Origin of the sequence: Streptomyces sp. NPDC049585, assembly GCF_040675615.1 — a bacterium.
Taxonomy (GTDB): domain Bacteria; phylum Actinomycetota; class Actinomycetes; order Streptomycetales; family Streptomycetaceae; genus Streptomyces; species Streptomyces luteosporeus.
Genome location: NZ_JBFAPE010000023.1, coordinates 1 through 19,419, shown reverse-complemented (window position 1 = coordinate 19,419; position 19,419 = coordinate 1). Strand labels below are relative to the sequence as shown.

At 74.2% G+C, this 19,419-nt stretch carries 16 protein-coding genes; 6 read left to right on the top strand and 10 right to left on the bottom strand.

Features of this window, described 5'->3' with window-relative positions:
- Positions 1-70 precede the first annotated feature (70 nt).
- On the top strand, positions 71-928 hold the full coding sequence (locus tag AB0K17_RS22200; RefSeq protein ID WP_365983976.1) for a phosphatidylinositol-specific phospholipase C/glycerophosphodiester phosphodiesterase family protein: 858 nt from the start codon (positions 71-73) through the stop codon (positions 926-928).
- Here AB0K17_RS22200 and AB0K17_RS22195 read toward each other — a convergent pair.
- Entirely contained in the window at positions 876-1,373 is a 498-nt protein-coding gene (locus AB0K17_RS22195; RefSeq protein WP_365965892.1) for a hypothetical protein, read from the bottom strand. The genes AB0K17_RS22200 and AB0K17_RS22195 overlap by 53 nt on opposite strands.
- Before the next feature lie 153 nt (positions 1,374-1,526).
- Between AB0K17_RS22195 and AB0K17_RS22190 the strand changes: the two genes are divergently transcribed.
- Positions 1,527-2,009 carry a hypothetical protein gene (locus tag AB0K17_RS22190; RefSeq protein ID WP_365983975.1) on the top strand — a complete coding sequence of 161 codons (483 nt, stop codon included), beginning with the start codon at positions 1,527-1,529 and terminating at the stop codon, positions 2,007-2,009.
- A 258-nt stretch (positions 2,010-2,267) separates the two neighbouring features.
- Here the strand turns inward: AB0K17_RS22190 and AB0K17_RS22185 are convergent, their stop codons facing one another.
- The 6 genes from AB0K17_RS22185 to AB0K17_RS22160 all read right to left on the bottom strand — a co-directional run bounded on the left by AB0K17_RS22185 (position 2,268) and on the right by AB0K17_RS22160 (position 9,867).
- Complete coding sequence (locus AB0K17_RS22185) at positions 2,268-3,212, bottom strand: SWF or SNF family helicase (RefSeq protein ID WP_365983974.1); 945 nt, start codon at positions 3,210-3,212, stop codon at positions 2,268-2,270.
- Positions 3,209-6,109, bottom strand: coding sequence for a DEAD/DEAH box helicase (locus AB0K17_RS22180; RefSeq protein ID WP_365983973.1), 2,901 nt, complete (start codon positions 6,107-6,109; stop codon positions 3,209-3,211). Before AB0K17_RS22180 ends, AB0K17_RS22185 begins: the two co-directional genes overlap by 4 nt.
- 112 nt (positions 6,110-6,221) lie before the next feature.
- Positions 6,222-7,253 (bottom strand): TolB-like translocation protein, encoded by a 1,032-nt coding sequence (locus AB0K17_RS22175; protein ID WP_365983972.1) that lies wholly within the window; start codon positions 7,251-7,253, stop codon positions 6,222-6,224.
- Entirely contained in the window at positions 7,250-8,536 is a 1,287-nt protein-coding gene (locus AB0K17_RS22170; RefSeq protein ID WP_365983971.1) for an MFS transporter, read from the bottom strand. The genes AB0K17_RS22175 and AB0K17_RS22170 overlap by 4 nt, the downstream gene beginning before the upstream one ends.
- 2 nt (positions 8,537-8,538) lie before the next feature.
- Positions 8,539-9,336, bottom strand: coding sequence for an alkaline phosphatase family protein (locus AB0K17_RS22165; RefSeq protein ID WP_365984032.1), 798 nt, complete (start codon positions 9,334-9,336; stop codon positions 8,539-8,541).
- A 267-nt stretch (positions 9,337-9,603) separates the two neighbouring features.
- Positions 9,604-9,867 carry a hypothetical protein gene (locus AB0K17_RS22160; RefSeq protein WP_365965918.1) on the bottom strand — a complete coding sequence of 88 codons (264 nt, stop codon included), beginning with the start codon at positions 9,865-9,867 and terminating at the stop codon, positions 9,604-9,606.
- A gap of 269 nt (positions 9,868-10,136) precedes the next feature.
- Between AB0K17_RS22160 and AB0K17_RS22155 the strand changes: the two genes are divergently transcribed.
- Together AB0K17_RS22155 and AB0K17_RS22150 are read left to right on the top strand one after the other, a co-directional pair.
- Positions 10,137-10,517, top strand: coding sequence for a roadblock/LC7 domain-containing protein (locus tag AB0K17_RS22155; protein ID WP_365965886.1), 381 nt, complete (start codon positions 10,137-10,139; stop codon positions 10,515-10,517).
- Between the two features lie 108 nt (positions 10,518-10,625).
- A complete protein-coding gene (locus AB0K17_RS22150) occupies positions 10,626-11,573 on the top strand; it encodes a DUF6397 family protein (RefSeq protein ID WP_365983970.1) in 948 nt (315 codons plus the stop codon).
- A gap of 53 nt (positions 11,574-11,626) precedes the next feature.
- Here the strand turns inward: AB0K17_RS22150 and AB0K17_RS22145 are convergent, their stop codons facing one another.
- Positions 11,627-14,140 (bottom strand): DUF3516 domain-containing protein, encoded by a 2,514-nt coding sequence (locus AB0K17_RS22145; protein WP_365983969.1) that lies wholly within the window; start codon positions 14,138-14,140, stop codon positions 11,627-11,629.
- A 133-nt stretch (positions 14,141-14,273) separates the two neighbouring features.
- Here AB0K17_RS22145 and AB0K17_RS22140 point away from each other — a divergent pair, with 133 nt between their 5' ends.
- Complete coding sequence (locus AB0K17_RS22140) at positions 14,274-15,065, top strand: metal-dependent hydrolase (protein ID WP_365965883.1); 792 nt, start codon at positions 14,274-14,276, stop codon at positions 15,063-15,065.
- 99 nt (positions 15,066-15,164) lie between these two features.
- Here the strand turns inward: AB0K17_RS22140 and AB0K17_RS22135 are convergent, their stop codons facing one another.
- A complete protein-coding gene (locus tag AB0K17_RS22135; protein WP_365983968.1) occupies positions 15,165-16,946 on the bottom strand; it encodes an ABC transporter ATP-binding protein in 1,782 nt (593 codons plus the stop codon).
- Positions 16,943-18,784 (bottom strand): ABC transporter ATP-binding protein, encoded by a 1,842-nt coding sequence (locus tag AB0K17_RS22130; RefSeq protein WP_365983967.1) that lies wholly within the window; start codon positions 18,782-18,784, stop codon positions 16,943-16,945. The genes AB0K17_RS22135 and AB0K17_RS22130 overlap by 4 nt, the downstream gene beginning before the upstream one ends.
- Before the next feature lie 195 nt (positions 18,785-18,979).
- Between AB0K17_RS22130 and AB0K17_RS22125 the strand changes: the two genes are divergently transcribed.
- Positions 18,980-19,419 (top strand): peptide-N4-asparagine amidase (locus AB0K17_RS22125; protein ID WP_365983966.1); only part of this gene is annotated, 440 nt, incomplete at its 3' end.

Genomic DNA, 19,419 nt, shown 5'->3' with positions numbered 1-19,419 from the left:
TCGATACTCACCAGCGACAGTGTGCGCAGCCTGCGCCTATTCGCCCGTCCGCTCGCAGAGAGGCAGTCAAATGTCGCGTACGCGCCGAGCCGTGGTCCTGTCCCTGGGAGGGGTACTCGCCGGATCCCTCACCCGTCCGGCGTACGCCGCCGTCCCGGTCGAACGGCGCGCCGAGTGTTCCCGCGCGCCGCTCACGCACGCCCACGCCCACAACGACTACGCCCACCCCCACCCGCTCACCGACGCGCTCGCCCACGGTTTCAACAGCGTCGAGGCGGACATCTGGCTCGTCGGCGACCAGCTCCTCGTCGCGCACGACGCCTCCGGCCTCGACCCCTCGCGCACCCTCGAAGCCCTCTACCTGGAGCCGCTCCTGCACCGCGTCAGAGCCAACGGCGGACGCGTCTACCGCGGCCACGACCAGACACTGCAGCTGCTCATCGACATCAAGACCGAGGGCGCGAGCACCTATCGGGCGCTCGAGAGGCACCTGCGCCCCTACCGCCCGATCCTCAGCTCGGCCTCCGGCGCGGTCGTCCGCCGCGCGGCCGTCACCGCTGTGGTCTCCGGCGACCGTGCCGCGCGCGAGCCGATGCAGCGCAAGTGGACGCGGTACGCCTTCTACGACGGCCGCCTGGCCGACCTCGGCGGCCCGCCCGCCTCCTTCATCCCCCTGGTCAGCGACGACTGGACGAAGAACTTCACCTGGCAGGGCGTGGGCCCGATGCCCGCCCGCGAGCGGGCCGCCCTGCGGCGCATCGTGGCCGCCGCGCACGCCGAGCACCGCACGGTGCGCTTCTGGGCCACGCCGGACACACCCGGACCGGCCCGCGACGCGCTGTGGCGGGAACTGCTCGCCGCCGGCGTCGACTACCTCAACACCGACGACCTGGCGGGCCTGGAGGCGTTCCTGCGCGCAGCTGGGTGAGCACCCGGCGCATCGCCGGCGCCGGCACCGACGGCAGCAGCAGCGCCACGGCCTGGACGAGCTTGCCGAGCACGAAGGTGGTGTCGGGCGTGGCGCGCACCAGGTCCCGTACCGTCTCGGCGTCCCCGCGCCACACGGATTCGAGCAGCACTGCGACATCCGGTGCGGCCTCCTCGTCCGTCTCCACCCAGCCCGGTTCGTCGGGCACGCGCCGGACGATGTGCCGCAGCACCCGGTCGGCGACGTCGGGCCGGTACGCCTTGTGCACGGCCTCGTTGGCGACCCAGGCGAGCGCGCGCACGAGCTCGCGCGCCTCCTCGGCCGACGGCTGCGTCGGCAGAGCGTCGTCGAACGCCGCCTGGTTGCCGTGCCGGTACGCCAGCAGGAGGCGTGCCGCCCTCGCCTTCGCGTCGGTGACCCGTAGCTGGGTGATCTCGGCAGTCACCCGTCGAATCGTACTGTTAGCGGATATTTATCCCGGTAGCGCCACGCGGCGCCGGACCGGGCGAATGGCGGAATGTCGACGTCCGGAGCGAAGCCTGTACCGGTACGGTCACATCCCGCTGCCGCCCCGGGCGCCCCGGGGAACGCTGGCTGCATGGCCACTCCACCCCCGCCGGGACCGCCGTACGGACCGCCGTACGGGCAACCTCCGTACGGACCGCCCCCGGGGCCGCCGCCCGGTGGCTTCGGCCCCGCGCCCGGGGGCTTCGGCCCCGCCGGGCCGCCCGGCCCGCCGCGCCCGGGCGGCGGCCGGCGCGTCGCCCTGGTCGTCGTCGCGCTCGTGGCGGTGGCGGGGCTCGCCGCAGGCGCGGTGAAGGTCCTGTCCGACCGGACGGGGAACGCGCCGGACCACCGTCCGTCCGGCGCGTCGGCCTCCTCCGGGGCACCCAGCGGACTGCCGAGCGGATTGCCGTCCGGTTTCCCGAGCGAGCTGCCCAGCGATCTGCCCAGCAGCTTGCCGTCCACGTGGCCGAGCGGGCTGCCGAGTGGATTCCCGTCCGCATTCCCCTCGGCGCTGCCCTCGGGCCTGGCCACGTCCCTGCCGAGCTCCCTGCCGACCGACGTATTCGGGCTTTAGGGCGAATCTGGCAGATCATGCGGTGTCCCGTCTGCGGGTGCGTCGTGGCTTGTCGCGCAGTTCCTGACGGGGCGCCCCGTCAGGGGCGCGGGGCGTGCCGATGTGCGGCTGCCGCCGCGTGGGCGCGATCGGCCACCGACGGCCCGCAGTCGACGCGCCACCCCCGAGGCCCGGGCGGAGCACGTTGCCTGCGGGCGCGCCGTGGCTTGTCGCGCCCACGCGGCGGCAGCCGCACATCGACAACGCCCCGCGCCGGTGTCAGCCGGCCGCCGCCAGGCGGGCGGCGACGCGGCCGGGCGGGCCGGAGGCGGCCAGGTGCGCCAGGTCCTGCGCGAACGCCGGCGGCGCGGGCACCGGCGTCAGCTCGTGGCCCGGCGCCAGCGCCGCGGCCAGGAGCAGCCGGGCCCGCTCGGCGGCCACGGCGGCCAGGAACTCCAGCGCCTCCAGGTCCACCTCCGTCGAGTCCTCGGCGCCGGTGACGCTCAGCAGCACCGGGCGGCCCGCGGTCCCGACCGCCGGGGGCGGAGCCGGCAGCGGGGGCAGCCCTGCGCGCCCCGCGAACGCCTCACGCGCCGATACGCCCGCCGGTGGCTCCGGCGCGGCGGCCGGCGCGTCGTCGCGGGCGGCGGGCGCGCTGCGCGCCCGCAACCCGTCCAGCACCGCAGCCTCGGCGCGCCCGCGTATCAACAGCAGCACGAACGGGTCCTCGTCGAGCAACCGCGCCACCTGGTGGCACAGGGCCACCGTGTGGGCGCAGTGGTCCCAGGCCTCGCAGGCGCACTCGGCCTCCAGGTCCCCGATGCCGGGCAGCAGTTCGCAGCCGCTCGCCGCCGCGTCCTCGGCCAGCCCCTGCGGCAGGTCGTGGTCCAGCAGGGCGGCGGTGTACCCGGCCCGGCCGGCCACCAGTTCCAGCAGCCGCTCCCAGTCGTCCGCCGGCAGCGTCCGCACGAGCACGTCCGCGCGCTGCGGAGTGCCGTCCCGGTCGCGCACCAGGGCGGTGACGCGACCCGGCCGTACGGATATCGCGCCGACCGCCCCCGCCCGGGCGTACCGGCGGCCGGCCTTGACCTGCGCGCCGTCCAGCGCCGTGTCCTCCAGCGCCTGCAGCCAGGCCCGCCCCCACCAGCTGCGGGCGAACACCCCGCCGGACACGGGCGGCAGCGCCGCGAAGACGCGCTCTTCTTTTGCCGTTGCGTCCGTCATCGTCCCGTCCCCCTCAGTGCCACGAGTTCCGCCAGCTGGGCGTCCGTCAGTTCGGTCAGTGCCGCCTCGCCGGAGCCGAGGATCGCGTCCGCCAGTGCCTGCTTGCGCGAGAGCAGCTCCGCGATGCGGTCCTCCACGGTGCCCTCGGCGACGAACCGGTGGACCTGTACGGGCTGCGTCTGGCCGATGCGGTACGCACGGTCGGTGGCCTGCGCCTCGACGGCCGGGTTCCACCAGCGGTCGAAGTGCACGACGTGCCCGGCACGGGTCAGGTTCAACCCCGTGCCCGCCGCCTTCAGCGACAACAGGAACACCGGCACCTCGCCCTCCTGGAAGCGGCGGACCATCTCCTCGCGCCGCGCCACCGGCGTGCCGCCGTGCAGCAGCGCGCACGGCAGCCCGCGTGCCGCGAGGTGGTGCTCCAGCAGCCGCGCCATCCGCACGTACTGGGTGAACACCAGCACGCTCGCCCCTTCGGCGAGCGCCGTGTCCAGCAGCTCGTCCAGGAGCTCCACCTTGCCGGAGCGGCCCGTGAGCATCGAGGTGCGGCGCCTCTTGGCGGGCTCCTCCTTCAGGAACTGCGCCGGGTGGTTGCAGATCTGCTTGAGGCCGGTGAGCAGCTTGACGATCAGCCCGCGGCGCTCGATGCCGTCCGCCTCGGCCACCTCGGCGAGCAACTCCCGTACCACCGCCTCGTACAGGCCGGCCTGCTCCTCGGTGAGGGCGACGACGTGATCGGTCTCGGTCTTGGGCGGCAGCTCCGGTGCGATGCCCGGATCGCACTTGCGCCGGCGCAGCAGGAAGGGGCGCACGAGGGCCGCGAGCCGCTCGGCGGCCTGCTGGTCGCCGCCCTCGGCGGCGCGCGCGTGGCGCCTGCGGAAGCGGTCCAGGGGGCCGAGGATGCCCGGGGTCGTCCAGTCGAGGATCGCCCACAGTTCGGAGAGGTTGTTCTCCACCGGGGTGCCGGTCAGCGCGACGCGCGCGGCGCCGCCGATGCCGCGCAGCGCCCTGGCGGTCGCCGAGCGGGGGTTCTTCACATGCTGCGCCTCGTCGGCGACGACCAGGCCCCAGCCGGTCCCGGCCAGCCGCCGGGCGTCGAGCCGCATCGTGCCATACGTGGTGAGCACGAACTCGCCCTCGGCCAGGCCGCCGAGGTCACGGGCCGGGCCGTGGAAGCGGCGCACCGGCGTGCCGGGGGCGAAACGTTCGATCTCCCGCTGCCAGTTGCCCATGAGGGAGGCCGGGCAGACCACCAGGGTCGGGCCGGCGCCGCCGGGCAGGGTCTGGCGGTGCAGGTGCAGGGCGATGAGCGTGACGGTCTTGCCCAGGCCCATGTCGTCGGCCAGGCAGGCGCCGAGGCCGAGCGAGGTCATCCGGTCCAGCCAGGCCAGGCCGCGCAGCTGGTAGTCGCGCAGGGTGGCGGCGAGCGCGGCGGGCGGCGCGAACGGCTCGGTCGCGGCCTGCGGGTCGGCGATGCGCTCGCGCAGCGCCGCCAGCCAGCCGGTGGCCCCCACCTCGACCGGCTCCTCGCCCTCGGCGGTCTCCGCGCGCCCCACGAGGGCCACACCCAGCGCCTCGACCGGCGTCATCTTGCGGTCGCGCCGGGAGCGGGCGCGGCGGACGGCCTGCGGGTCGAGGAGCACCCACTGGTCGCGCAGGCGCACCACCGGTCGGCTGGCCTCGGCCAGCCGGTCGAGCTCCTGCCGGCTCACCTCCCGGCCGCCGACGGCGAATCGCCAGCTGAACGTCAGCAGTGCCTCGGCGGACAGCATCGGCGGCAGTCCCGAGGACCGGTCGAAGGCCGGCCCGGCCTCGCCGTCCGGCGGCCCGACGACGGCCCGCGCGGTCAGGCCGCGGACCAGTTCCTTGGGCCAGTGAACCTCGACGCCGGCCCGGTCCAGGGCAGTGGCGGCGGCGCCGAGCAGTTCGGTGACCTCCTCGTCGGCGAGGTCGAGAGGACCGGGCACGGCGTCCGCGAGCAGAGGCTGCAGCACGGGCCAGGCGTGAGCGGCGCGGCGCAGGGCGAGCAGGGCCGTCGGCCGCGCGCCCGCGCCCAGGGCGGCACCGGCGGCGCTCGCGCCCGTCCAGACGTCCGCCGCGTCGGCGACCAGCGCCGGGTCGGCGATGCCGTGCACCTGGGGCACGACCCGCAAGCGCAAAGCCGCCTCCTGCACGTCGTCGCCCTTGGCGCCGGCCGCGGTCAGGCCGAGGACCTCGACGCGCAGGGAGAGCCGCACGGGCGTTTCCGGCACGGACCCGCCCCGCCTGCGGCGAAGGCGCTGCGGGGCGGCCGCGGTGAAGGCACGGTGGCCGGCGGCCGCCGGGGCGGCGGGGGAGCGCGGCAGGCCGTCGGCGACGGCGTCGAGGAAGGAGCGCAGCAACTGCCCCGGTTCGGGCAGCAGGAGGTCGGCGCCGGTGTGCGGGAGCGGTACGGCGTGGGCGGCGGGCGGCATGGCGGCGGCCAGGTCGGCGATGCGGCGCGCGTCCTCGGCGTCGAACGGGCCCGCCTGCCAGGTGTCGTACCCGGCCTCGCTCAGGCCCGGCAGCAGCCGGCCGCGCGCGGCGAGCTGCAGGGCGAGCACGGCGGCCGCACCCCAGAAGGCGGCGGCCTCGTCGCCGCCGGCGGTGCGGGCGCGGGTCAGCACGGGCAGGGCCTCGCGTACCGGCAGCACGGTGGCGCGTACGGTCGTGGTGGTGACGTCCGCGCCGGCGGGGACGGCGACGGTCAGCTCTTCGGTCGTGGCGTGAGGGGAGGCGGCGTGGTCGAGGGGCGGTTCGCCGTCCGGCAGCCAGAAGGCGATGCGTCCGGTGCGAGCGGGGTCGCCGGGCAGGAAGGCCGCCCGGCAGCGGCTGAGCAGGGAGACGTGGGCGGGTGTCACGGCGGAGGACGGAGCCACAGGTTGGACTGCTCCTCAAATTTGACTAGCGATGCTCGGAGCGCCCGAGGGTACAGGAGAAGCGCCGCACATGCGCGCGAGCAGCGGGTGAAGCGCGTCACATGACGTGCGCTCAGGGGCGTGGAGCGGGCGCGGCGAAGGCCGGGGCCAGCGCGGCCTTCATCAGCAGCCGGGAACGCCCCGAGCCGTCGGCCGCTACGGTCCACAGGTCCGAGCCGAAGTCGCCGGGCAGGGAGTAGACCAGGGTGTGCGCGTCCTGCCAGACGGCCTGATCGTCGACGTTGCGCCGCTCGGCGGTCGCCGTCTCCCGCATCGTGTGCAGGTCCAGCACGTACAGCCGCCAGGGTGCGTCCGCCGGGGCGCCCTCGACGCGCTTCTTGTAGGCGATGCGCGTGCCGTCGGGGGACAGCGACGGGCACTCGACGTTCTCGTGCAGGGCGCGCAGGGTACGGGCCGTGCGGTCGCCGTCGACCAGGTACGTCCTGCCGCCCGTGGCGACGGTGGCGTAGAAGTGCCGGGCGTCGGCGAACGTCACGCCCCACACGTTGATGTCGGCCGCCCGGTGCTGCCGGCCGTCCAGCAGGAACCGGTACGTCTCCAGGTCGCCGTCCAGTTCGCCGGTGCGCGTGTCGAGGACGGACGTGCGGGTCGAGAAGGCGGTGCCGGCGTAGGAGTCGCCGCTGACGAAGACCGTCCATGCCGCGGCGCGGCCGTCGGGGGAGACGCGGGCACGGGTCGGGATGCCGGCGAGATCGTAGCGCCGCAGCTCGCGCAGGTGCGCGTCGAGGAGGACGGCACGGTAGTCGTCCCGCAGACCGTTGCGCACGGACTGCAGGCAGATCCCGGTACCGGCCGCCGCATGGAAGCGCAGACAGCGGACACCGGAGGAAGTGCGCGCCCCCGTGGGATCGGCCGTGGGGACCGAGGCGACCTCGTCACGGTGCGGGCCCCAGGCCATGTTGCGGAAGACGCTGCGACCCGGCGCGTCCAAGGTGACCTCGCCCGGGTGCACGGCGGGCCCGCCCGCGCGGGGCCGGTCCTTCTCGGCCGCGCGGCCGGCGGCGTGGAGCGTGACCCCGATCGCGACGCCGGCCAGGACGAGCACGGTGGCCAGCAGGATCAGGATCCGGTGCGTTCGGGTCAACGGGCGCTCTCCGGTGCGATGGGAGGAATCCCGGCGGAGGAGGGGCGCAGCAGCCGTGCGCTCAGGACGGTGGCCGCGCCCAGCCCGGCGGCGCCCGCGGCCAGGGCCGTGCGCTCGCCCCAGGCCGTCCAGGCCGCGCCGAAGGCGATCGAGCACGCGAAGCGGGCGAGGGCCTGACCGGTCTGCACGACGGCCAGGCCGCTGCCACGAGCCTGCCGCGGCACGGCGTCGGCGGTGGCGGCGGCCAGCACCCCGTCGGTGGCCGCGTAGAAGCCGCCGTGCAGGACCAGGACGCAGCAGACCGTCACCAGGGAGGCGCCCGGCGGGGCGAGCAGGAGCACGGCGTACGCGGTGAGCAGGGCGAGATGGCCGCACAGGAACAGGCGGCGCCGTCCCCAGCGGTCGGCCACCGCACCCAGGGGAACGGCCAGCAGCAGGAACACCGTGGCGGTACCCAGCGGCAGCAGCGGGAACCACGCCTCCGGCAGGTGCAGTCGGCGCTGCAGGGTGAGGTAGAGGAAGGAATCGCTCACGGTGGTCAGGCCCAGGAGCACCGCACAGCCGGTGAGCCGGCGCACGGCGGGCAGACGCAGCAGCTCCCGGGCTCCGGTGCGGGCCGCCGCGCCGCGCGGGTCGCCGGCCCCGCCGGTGTGCGCGGGGACGAACAGGACGAGGACGACCACGCCGAGCACGGCGATGCACGCGCTCGCGGTGAAGACGGCGTCGAACCCGTCCGCCCCCGCGCGCAGGATCACGAAGGCCAGCAGCGGCCCCAGCAGCGCGCCGGCCGTGTCCATCGCGCGGTGCACGCCGAAGGCGCGGCCACGGGCCGCGGGTTCGCAGGACAGCGAGATCAGCGCGTCGCGCGGCGCGGTGCGCAGCCCCTTGCCCGCGCGGTCCGCGGCCAGGACGGCACCGATCAGCGGCATGCTGTGCACGAGGAGCAGCAGCGGCTTGCACAGCGCCGACAGTCCGTAGCCGGCGGCGGCCACGGTCTTGTGGCCGCCGGCGCGCCCGTCGGAGATCCGGCCGCCGAGGAGGCGGACGAGGGCGCCCGCGCCGTTGTAGACGCCGTCCAGCAGGCCGAAGCCGAGCGGGGTCAGGCCCAGTCCGGTGACCAGGTACAGCGGCAGGACGGCGCCGACCATCTCGGAGGAGACGTCGGTGATCAGGCTGACGGTACCCAGCGCGAGGACCGTCGCGGGCACGGCGGCCCGCCGCCGGCCGGGGGCGGATTCCCGGCCGGCGGCGGGTGGGGTGGTGCGGCTGTCCGCGAGGTACACGGTCAGCCGTTCCAGATCCCGGTGATGTCCTTGCCGCCGGCGGCGTTGCCGGCGTGCGGCAGGCCGTACATGCTCTCCAGCGTCCGCAGCACGTCGTAGTGGTTGTAGGTGGTGCCGGAGGTGGCGCCCGCCTTGACGGGCTCGCCGTACAGGACGGTGGGGATGCGGTTGCCGCTGAGGCGGTTGTCCTCGTCGAAGGTGATCAGCAGCAGGCTGTTGTGCGTCTTCGCCCAGTCGGCATAGCCCTTGAGGTTGTTCTTCAGCCACGTGTCGCCGGTGCCGATGGAGCAGTCGTGCATGTCGCTGCACAGGTTCGGCACGACGAAGGAGACCGCGGGCAGGGCGGAGTAGTCGCGGGGGAAGGCCGAGAAGGTGTGCGCGCTGCTGGTGGGCACGTTGGAGAAGCCGAACCAGGGGTTGTGCTTCTGGCGGTACTTGCCGCTGCTGCACGTCGTGGAGCCCTCGGCGGGCAGCGATTCGTTGTAGCTCGCCCACGTTCTGCCCGCGTCGAGGAGCTCGGAGGCGAGGTTCGGCGCGTCGCTGAAGCCGGGGTCCACGCAGCTGTCGTCGGTGACGCCCTGGGTGTCGCCGGAGAACAGCGCATAGTAGTTGGGCTGGCTGGGATGCGTCTCGGCGTAGGAGGCGGTCAGGTTCGCGCCGTCCTTGGCCAGCGTGTTGATGTACGGGGCGCTGGAGCTGCCGATGACCTGGTCGTAGGCGTGGTTCTCGAACACGACGACCACGACGTGGTCGGGCGTGGGCACGGCGGTCGCGGCGGCGGAGTCGGGGGCCCACAGCAGAGGGGAGGCCGCCGCGAGGCCGAGGGCCGTGGCGAGGGCGACGGCGTGGCGCCGGCGAAGGCGGGAAGGTCGGGGAAGTCGGGGACGGCGGGGACCGGCTATGGCGTGCACGGGCGCACCTCCGGGCAGGGGGAGTGGGGGGAGTTCGCTGACGTGGGGGCAGCGTAGGAGCGCGTGCTGGCATGGGCACGACTTCAAGGTGACGGGCTCGCGAACGGCCGCGGAGCGGGGCGCGACGCCAGGGACCTGCGGTGCCGCAGTGGGGGGCTAGGCGGTCGGCAGGCCCATGAGCGAACGGGCCACGGCCTGCGGTGACTGGTCGCGCTCGCGCGCGAGGGCGATGACGGCCCGGCAGGCGAGCTCGTTCACGCCGAAGCTCAGGGCCTCCGGCGAGACCCAACGGGCCGCCTCCAGGCTCCTGTCGTGGTCGTTCTCGGCGCAGGCGGCGACGTAGGCCGCCGCCGCCTCGAAGAGGTTGTGCCGCCTGGCGGTCGGCGGGCGGGGCGCGGGTGGTTGCCGCACCACCTCGATGCGTTTGCGGAGTTTGTCGAACACGCGGATCACCTGCCCCCGTGAGCGGCCATACCTGCGGTCGTTCAAGTGTGCCCGCCGGTCGTGGAGTTGAACCCCGCGTGCACATTCCGGGCGCCTCGCGTGCATATTCGGTGGGGCCGGTGTGACCAAGCCCCTGGCATGTACCGACGAGCGGGGGCGGGTTGCCGTGGGCGCGCGGGTGGGCAAGGCTGGCACGGCAGTCACGGGGACACCCACGGGGACATCGCGCAACGGGGAGGCGGCGCATGACGAGCGGCAAGGGACTCGACGGGGTGCTGGACGAGTTGACCGAGCGCGTCGGGGAGATACGCCACGCCCTGGTGCTCTCCAGCGACGGGCTGGTCACCGGGGCGAGTGCAAGCCTGAGCAGGGAGGACGCCGAGCGCCTGGCGGCGGTCGCGTCCGGGCTGCACAGCCTGGCCCGGGGCACCGGACGGCAGTTCCGGGCGGGCGAGGTGCGGCAGACGATGGTCGAATTCGACCAGGGGGTTCTGTTCGTCACGGCCGCCGGGGCCGACGGGTGCCTGTGTGTGCTCGGGGACGGCGAAGCCGACATCGGACTGATCGCGTACGAGATGACGCTGCTGGCCAACCGCGTCGGCAAAGACCGGCCGACGAGCCGCTGACTTGCGGGAACATCAGCCGCACCGAAGTTATCCACAGGCTTGCCCGGGCCGTACCCGCCCGCGCTAATGTCGTCACTGTCCGTGATGGAACGGTGGCGGGGAGGCGTCATGGCGGTGCAGCAGGAGCAGGCCGGCCGCGAAGTGCAGCGGCACGAGGCACGGCAGGGTCGGGTGCGGGCGGAGGTTCCCTTCGCGCGGGCCGCGCGGGAATTGGGGCTCGGCTCGCGGGAGTTCGAGCTGGCCGTGCAGCTGGGGGAGGTGCGGACCGCCGGCGACGGGCTGCGCGTGAGCCGCGCGGAGATCGAGCGGCACAGATCCGCCACCGTTTTCCCCGAGGCCCTGCGCAGCCGGCTGTGGACCGTGGGCACGGCCGAGGGTGCCGAGTTGCTGGCGATCGGCGCGGCCCGCTTCACCCGTCTCGCCCGCGCCGGATGCTTCACGCCCGTGAAGTTCTACGTCAACCGCTATCGCGTCGTGGTCTGGCACTACCTCGCGAGCGAGCTGGTCGACTTCGCGGAGGCGAGCCCGGATCTGCTGTCCGGCCGGATCCCCGCACCGCTGCGCCAGGCACTGGAGGAACAGCCCGACCGGCGCCCGCGCGGCTGGCGCGCCCGCCGCGTCGCCCAGCTGACGGCCGCGGCCACCGGGCCCTGGCAGCGGGCGGCCGCCGTCGCGGCGGTGCTGGAGACCGCCGACGTGGCGAGCGCCGCGGCGGACGCACGGGAAAGGGCGTGCCTGGAGGCCCTGCGGCCGGTCCTCGCCCGGGCCCGGCCCGGGGCGCGGGCCGCCGGCGAGGTCACCGCCCGCCTGGTCCTGGCCGCCGACCCCGACGAGCGGGACCACTACCGCCACCGCCTGGCCGCCGCGCTGGCCGAGGCCCGCGCCGGAGGGCCACCGCCCGCGCCGCCGCAGGCCGGCGACGCGACGGGCCGGGGAGCGGACGGGCATGCGCAGCGGGCCGCGCCGGCGCCGCCGGACGGGCCCGGGGCAGGGGAGCCGGCCGGCGCGCCGGCCCGGCGCAGGGGGCTGTGGTCATGGCTGCGCGGCCGGGCGTGAGCGCCGTGGCGGTGCTGCTCGGGCTGCACCGCCACGGGCGCCGGACGCCGACGTCAGAGCTGGCCGACGTCCGTCACACGCACGACGGCCCGGCCCTCCTCGTCCGAGGCCACGAGATCCACCTCGGCCGAAATGCCCCAGTCGTGGTCGCCGTTGGGGTCGGCGAAGGTCTGGCGGACGCGCCACAGCCCGTCCTGCGGCCGCTCCTCGATCCGCAGCAGCTTCGGGCCGCGCGCATCCGGGCCGGTGCCCAGCTCCTCGTACTCGTCCCAGTAGGCGTCCATGGCCGCCGCCCAGCGCTCCTCGTCCCAGCCGGAGTCGGCGTCCATCGCGCCGAGCTCCTCCACCTTGTCCAGGGCGGCCAGCTCGACGCGGCGGAACATCGCGTTGCGCACCAGCACCCGGAAGGCCCGCGCGTTGGTGGTGACCGGCTGCACCTGGTCGGCGCGCTCGCGCGCCTCCTCGGCGGACTCCTCCGACGGGTTCGCCAGCTGCTCCCACTCGTCCAGCAGGCTGGAGTCGACCTGGCGCACCATCTCGCCCAGCCAGGCGATCAGGTCCTGCAGGTCGTCGGACTTCAGGTCGTCGGGAACGGTGTGCTCCAGCGCCTTGTACGCGCTCGCCAGGTACCGCAGCACGATGCCCTCGGTGCGCGCGAGGTCGTAGTGGGCGACGAACTCCGTGAACGTCATCGCCCGCTCGTACATGTCGCGCACCACGGACTTCGGCGACAGCGGGTGGTCGCCCACCCACGGGTGGCTCTTGCGGTAGAGCCCGTAGGCGTGCGACAGCAGCTCCTCCAGCGGCTTGGGATGGGTGACGTCCATCAGCCGCTCCATGCGCTCCTCGTACTCGACGCCCTCCGCCTTCATCTCGGCCACGGCCTCGCCACGCGCCTTGTTCTGCTGCGCCATCAGGATCTGGCGCGGGTCGTCCAGCGTCGACTCCACCACCGAGACCATGTCCAGCGCATACGAGGGGGACTCGGGGTCCAGCAGCTCGAAGGAGGCCAGTGCGAAGGTCGACAGGGGCTGGTTGAGGGCGAAGTCCGACTGCAGGTCCACCGTCAGGCGCACGATGCGGCCCTCGGCGTCGGGCTCCTCCAGCCGCTCGACCACCCCGCCGTCCAGCAGCGAGCGGTAGATGGCGATCGCCCGGCGGATGTGCCGCAGCTGGTTCCGGCGCGGCTCGTGGTTGTCCTCCAGCAGACGCCGCATCGCCTCGAAGGCGTTGCCGGGCCGGGCGATGACCGCCAGCAGCATGGCGTGGGTGACCTTGAAACGGGAGGTGAGCTGCTCCGGCTCGGAGGCGATGAGCTTCTCGAAGGTGTTCTCCGTCCAGTTCACGAAGCCCTCGGGCGCCTTCTTGCGCACCACCTTGCGACGCTTCTTGGGGTCGTCGCCCGCCTTCGCCAGCGCCTTCTCGTTCTCGACGACGTGGTCGGGCGCCTGCGCGACGACGAAGCCCGCCGTGTCGAAGCCCGCCCGGCCGGCGCGGCCCGCGATCTGGTGGAACTCCCGCGCCCGCAGGGTGCGCACCCGCTGGCCGTCGTACTTGGTCAACGCGGTGAACAAAACCGTGCGGATCGGGACGTTCACGCCCACGCCGAGCGTGTCCGTCCCACAGATCACCTTCAGCAGGCCCGCCTGCGCCAGCCGCTCCACCAGGCGCCGGTACTTCGGCAGCATGCCGGCGTGGTGCACGCCGATGCCGTGGCGCACGAAGCGCGAGAGATTACGGCCGAACTTGGTCGTGAAGCGGAAGTTGCCGATGAGCTCGGCGATCTTGTCCTTCTCCTCGCGCGAGCACATGTTGATGCTCATCAGCGCCTGCGCCCGCTCCACCGCGGCGGCCTGGGTGAAGTGCACGATGTACACCGGGGCCTGCTGGGTCTGCAGCAGCTCGGTGAGCGTCTCGGTCAGCGGCGTCGCGCGGTACTCGTAGGACAGCGGCACCGGGCGGGTGGCCGAGCGGACCACCGCCGTCGGCCGGCCCGTGCGCCGGCTGAGGTCCTCCTCGAAGCGCGTGACGTCGCCCAGCGTCGCCGACATCAGCACGAACTGCGCCTGCGGCAGCTCCAGCAGCGGGATCTGCCAGGCCCAGCCGCGGTCGGGCTCGGCGTAGAAGTGGAACTCGTCCATGACGACCTGGCCGATGTCGGCGTCCTTGCCGTCGCGCAGCGCGATCGAGGCGAGCACCTCGGCGGTGCAGCAGATGACCGGGGCGTCGGCGTTGACCGAGGCGTCGCCGGTGAGCATGCCGACGTTCTCGGTGCCGAAGATCTTGCACAGGTCGAAGAACTTCTCCGACACCAGCGCCTTGATGGGGGCCGTGTAGAAGGTCACCTGGTCGTTGGCCAGCGCGGTGAAGTGCGCCCCGGCCGCCACCAGGCTCTTGCCCGAGCCCGTCGGTGTGGACAGGATCACATTCGCCCCGGAGACCACCTCGATCAGCGCCTCCTCCTGGGCGGGGTACAGCGAGATGCCCCGCTCCTCGGCCCAGGTCGAGAACGCTTCGAAGAGGGCGTCGGGGTCGGCATGGCTCGGCATCTGATCGATAAGGGTCACGCCACCATAGTGCCTGGCCCGGGCCCCGATCAGGCAACCGGCCGTTCCGGCGTTGATCATCCGGACGTTACCCTGAGTCGCCGACAGCGCGTCAGAAAGGCCCCGCGCGGGCCGGCGAAGGGGTGGAACGACCATGATGGGACCGGCGCACTCGCTCTCCGGAGCGGCAGCCTGGCTGGGCGTGGGGGCCGCAGCGGCCGCAACCGGGCATCCGATGCCCTGGCCGGTGCTCGTCGTCGGGACGCTCATCTGCGCCGGCGCCGCCCTGGCCCCGGACCTGGACCACAAGTCGGCGACGATATCGCGGTCCTTCGGCCCGATATCCCGGATCCTGTGCGAGATCATCGACAAGCTCTCGTACGCCGTCTACAAGGCGACCCGGACCAAGGCGGACCCCCGCCGCAGCGGCGGCCACCGCACCTTGACCCACACCGCGCTGTGGGCCCTGCTCATCGGGGCCGGAGCCTCCGTGCTGGCGGCGACCGGGGGCCGCTGGGCCGTCCTCGGCATCCTCTTCGTCCATCTGGTGCTCGCCGTCGAGGGGCTGCTGTGGCGGGCGGCCCGCACCTCCAGCGACGTCCTGGTCTGGCTGCTGGGTGCGACCGGGGCCTGGATCCTGGCCGGGGAGCTGGACCGGCCGGGCAACGGCGCCGGCTGGCTGCTGACCGGCGACGGCCAGCAGTACCTGTGGCTGGGCCTGCCCATCGTCCTGGGCGCCCTCGTGCACGACATCGGGGACGCCCTGACGGTCTCCGGCTGCCCGATCCTGTGGCCGCTGCCCATCGCCCGCAAGCGCTGGTACCCCCTCGGCCCGCCGAAGTCCCTGCGCTTCCGCGCCGGCAGCCGCGTCGAAACCAAGATCCTCATGCCGGCCTTCCTGCTGCTCGGCGGTGCCGGCGGCCTGGCGGCCCTGAACCTGGGCTGACCACCCGCTGACCACCCGCCCGCCGGTCGGCACCGTCCGGACAGACACCCGGGCGCCCCGCGCCCCTTACGGGGCACTGCATGATCCGCCGGACACGGCCTAGCGGTGCCAGGAGCGCCACAGCGCTGCGTACGCGCCGTCGGCGGCGACCAGCTCGTCGTGCGAGCCCAGCTCGCTGATCCGGCCGTTCTCCGCGACCGCGATCACATCGGCGTCGTGCGCGGTGTGCAGCCGGTGCGCGATCGCCACCACCGTCCGGCCCCGGAGCACCTTGCCCAGCGAACGCTCCAGGTGCCGGGCCGCGCGCGGGTCGAGCAGCGAGGTCGCCTCGTCCAGCACCAGCGTGTGCGGGTCCGCCAGCACCAGCCGGGCGAGTGCGACCTGCTGGGCCTGCGCCGGGGTCAGCGCGAGCCCGCCCGATCCGACCTCCGTCTCCAGGCCCTCCGCCAGGGACCGGGCCCAGCCGTCGGCGTCCACCGCCGCCAGCGCCGCCCACAGCTCCTCGTCACCGGCGCCGGTCCGGGCCAGCAGCAGGTTGTCGCGCAGCGAGCCCACGAAGACGTGGTGCTCCTGGTTGACCAGCGCCACGTGCCGGCGCACCCGCTCGGTGGGCATGCGCGACAGCTCCGCCCCGCCCAGCGTCACGCTCCCCTCCCTGGGGGCGTAGATGCCCGCCAGCAGCCGGCCCAGCGTGGACTTGCCCGCACCCGACGGGCCCACCAGGGCCACCCGGGTGCCCGGCCGCACCGCGAGGGAGACCTCGTGCAGCACGTCCGCGCCCGCCGTGTAGCCGAAGCGGACCCGGTCGGCGGCGACGTCGCGGCCGTCGGGGCGCACCTTCTCGTCACCGGCCCCCGGCTCGATCTCCTGCACCCCCACCAGCCGGGCCAGCGCCACCTGGGCCACCTGCAGCTCGTCGTACCAGCGCAGGATCAGCCCGAGCGGCTCGACGAGCATCTGCGCCAGCAGCGCGCCGGTGGTGAGCTCGCCCACCGACATCCAGTCGTGCAGCACGCAGAACCCGCCGATGAGCAGCACGGCGCCCATCAGCAGGAAATGCGTGGCGTTGACCACCGGGAAGAGCACCGAGCGCAGCCAGAGCGTGTAGCGCTCCCACCCGGTCCATTCCGTGATGCGCCGGTCGGACAGGGCCACGCGCCGCCCGCCCAGGCGGTGCGCCTCGACGGTGCGGCCGGCGTCGACCGTCTCGGCCAGCGCCGCGGCGACGGCGGCATAGCCCGCGGCCTCCGAGCGGTAGGCGGCGGGGGCCCGCCGGAAGTACCAACGGCAGCCGGCGATCAGCAGCGGCAGGACCACCAGCAGCGACAGCGCGAGCGGCGGCGCCGTGACCGTCATCGCCCCGAGCAGCAGAGCGGCCCACACGAAGCCGATCGCCAGCTGCGGCACGGCCTCGCGCATGGCTTCGGCCAGCCGGTCGATGTCGGTGGTGATCCGCGAGAGCAGGTCACCGGTGCCCGCCCGCTCCAGGACGCCCGGCGGCAGCGCGACCGAGCGCACCAGGAAGTCCTCGCGCAGGTCGGCCAGCATCCGCTCGCCGAGCACCGCGCCGCGCAGCCGCACCATGCGGGTGAAGAGCGTCTGGACGGCGAGGGCGAAGCCGAACAGGGCGATGGTCCGGCCCAGGTGGAGGTCCCGCGCGCCCGCGGACAGCTCGTCGACCAGCCCGCCCAGCAGGTACGGGCCCGCCATGGAGGCGACGACGGCGACCGCGTTGGCGCTCACCAGCACCACGAAGGCCCGGCGGTGCCGGCTGAGCAGGGCCCGCACATACGCCCGTACCGTGGCCGGCCCGGCGACCGGCAGGGTCGTCGCCGACTCCGGTGCGGCCGGGTCGTACTGTGGCGGTGCTGCGCCGATCATGCCGATTCCCCTATCTGTTCGCGCTCGTCGGCCGGATCACCGGCGGTCTCGTCGGCCCCGTCGTCCTCGTCGTCCGTCCGGCGGGTGACGACGTCGCGGTACGCCGGGTGGGTGTCCACCAGTTCCGTGTGCGTACCGACGGCGGCCACGCCGTCCTCGTGGACGAAGACGACCCGGTCCGCCCGGTCGAGCACCAGCGGGCTGGAGGTGAACACCACCGTCGTCCGCCCCCGGCGCAGGGCCCGCACCCCGTCGGCGACGCGTGCCTCGGTGTGGGCGTCCACGGCCGAGGTCGGCTCGTCGAGCACCAGCACCTCGGGGTCGGTCACCAGCGAGCGGGCCAGGGCGAGCCGCTGCCGCTGGCCGCCCGACAGCGAGCGCCCGCGCTCGGTGATGCGGGCCGCCATCGCATCGCCGCGGGCGCCGGCCGGAAGGGCCGACGAGCGCACGAGCGAGGCCAGCACGTCGTCGCACTGTGCGGCGGTCAGGGCCTCCTCGGCGGTCACCGCGCCCGAGGAGGGCACGTCCAGCAGCTCGGCGAGCGTGCCCGACAGCAGCACCGGGTCCTTGTCCTGGACGAGCACCGCCGCCCGGGCCGCCGGCAGCGGCACCTCGTCCAGCGCCACCCCGCCCAGCAGCACGGAGGGCTGCTCCCCGGTGCCGGTGCCGGTGGCGTGCCCGCCGAGCCGGGCGGCCAGGCGGCCGCCGGCATCCGGGTCGCCGCACACCACCGCGGTCAGCCGCCCGGCGGGGGCGAGGAGACCGGTGACGGGGTCGTACAGATCGCCGCGGAGCGCGGCGTCCCCCACCGGGGCGGACGGCTGCCCCTGCGTGGAGGCCGCCGGGCGTTGCAGACCCAGCACCTTGACGGCACGCCGGGCCGAGGGCAGCGCGAAGGAGTACGCCTGGGCGATCTCCTCGAACTGCCGCAGAGGGAAGAGCAGGAAGGTGACGATGCCGTAGACCGTGACCAGTTCGCCGACGCCGATCGTGTTCTGTTGCACCAGGTGCACCCCGTACCAGACGACTGCGATCAGCAGCAGTCCCGGCAGCACCACCTGGACGGCGGCGATCAGCGCCCACATCCGGGCGCTGTGCACGGCCGCCGACCGCACCTCCTGCGAGGCACGGCGGTAGCGCTCCAGGAACAGCTCCTCGCCGCCGATGCCCCGCAGCACCCGCAGCCCCGCCACGGTGTCCGAGGCCAGCTCGGTGGCGTAACCGGCCTTGTCGCGCTGGGCGTCCGCCCGCGCGGTCGCCGGCGGCAGCAACGGCAGCACGGCCAGCACCAGCAGGGGCACGCCCAGGGCGATCAGACCGCCCAGGACCGGCTGGTAGATCACCAGTCCCGCGCACAACACCACGGTGGTGAAGGCGGCTGCGGTGAAGCGGGAGAACGCCTCGACGAACCAGCCGATCTTCTCCACGTCGCCCGTCGAGACGGCCACCACCTCGCCGGCCGCCACGCGTTGGGTCAACGCCGCACCCAACTCGGCCGCCTTGCGCGCCAGGAGCTGCTGCACGCGGGCCGCGGCCAGGATCCAGTTGGTGACGGCCACCCGGTGCAGCATGGTGTCCCCGAGCGTGGTGAGGGCGCCGAGCAGCAGCATCAGGCCGCCGGAGGCCACCAGGCGGCCGCCCGAGCGGTCCACGACCGCCTGCACGGCCAGGCCCACGGCCACCGGGAAGAGGGCGACGGAGGCCATGTGCACCGTGCCCCAGAGCACCGCCTTGAGCTGGCCGCCGAGTTGACCGCGCCCCAGCCATACCAGGAAGCGCGGTCCGGACCGGACGTCCGGTCGGCCGGGATCGGTGTACGGAAGATCGCGAATCTGCATGGGATTCCGAGTTCGCAGGGGACGGGTGGAGTCGTGCCAGGCTGGCCCGCCCGCGCGCCCTGTTTCAACTGGTTTTCCACGCCTGCGGATCGCCGGGCGGCGGCGGCCGTGCGATTCGGGCCAAAGGAGGCCGGATGGCACTCGGGCCGGTGGAGTACTGGTGCGCCCCGCGGCAAAGCGCTTCACTCCTGCCCCATGAGACGACTGCTCCAGGTACTGTGCGCCGTCACCGCCGCCCTGCTGCTGAGCACCGGCCAGGCCACCGCGGCCCCCGCCGAGTTCGGCACCGACTGGCACGACCCGGTCACCGCCGGTCCGCCGGTGGCCACGCCCGGCACGACCTCGTGCACGGTCACCGTGGCCGAGACCGCATTCCGCGACTACACGCCCTACAAGAGCACCTACGCGCCCCCCGAGCGCTGCGGCGACCGCTGGAACAAGGTCGTCCTGCGCCTGCAGGGATCGGTGGCCGGCCGGCAGTACGACCGCCTGGGCTACCTGCGCATAGGCGGCGGGGGGGGGGGGGGGGGCCCCCCCCCCCCCCCCCCCCCCCCCGCGCGGCCCCCCCCCCCCCCCCCCAAAAAAAAAAAAGTAAAGCAAAAAACAAATAAAAAAAAAAACAAAAAAAAAAAAAC

Coding starts and splice junctions, on each gene's coding strand:
- AB0K17_RS22155 (WP_365965886.1), top strand. CDS start 10,137: ATGACGAGCGGCAAGGGACTCGACGGGGTGCTGGACGAGTTGACCGAG.
- AB0K17_RS22190 (WP_365983975.1), top strand. CDS start 1,527: ATGGCCACTCCACCCCCGCCGGGACCGCCGTACGGACCGCCGTACGGG.
- AB0K17_RS22200 (WP_365983976.1), top strand. CDS start 71: ATGTCGCGTACGCGCCGAGCCGTGGTCCTGTCCCTGGGAGGGGTACTC.
- AB0K17_RS22140 (WP_365965883.1), top strand. CDS start 14,274: ATGATGGGACCGGCGCACTCGCTCTCCGGAGCGGCAGCCTGGCTGGGC.
- AB0K17_RS22185 (WP_365983974.1), bottom strand. CDS start 3,212: ATGACGGACGCAACGGCAAAAGAAGAGCGCGTCTTCGCGGCGCTGCCG.
- AB0K17_RS22135 (WP_365983968.1), bottom strand. CDS start 16,946: ATGATCGGCGCAGCACCGCCACAGTACGACCCGGCCGCACCGGAGTCG.
- AB0K17_RS22150 (WP_365983970.1), top strand. CDS start 10,626: ATGGCGGTGCAGCAGGAGCAGGCCGGCCGCGAAGTGCAGCGGCACGAG.
- AB0K17_RS22130 (WP_365983967.1), bottom strand. CDS start 18,784: ATGCAGATTCGCGATCTTCCGTACACCGATCCCGGCCGACCGGACGTC.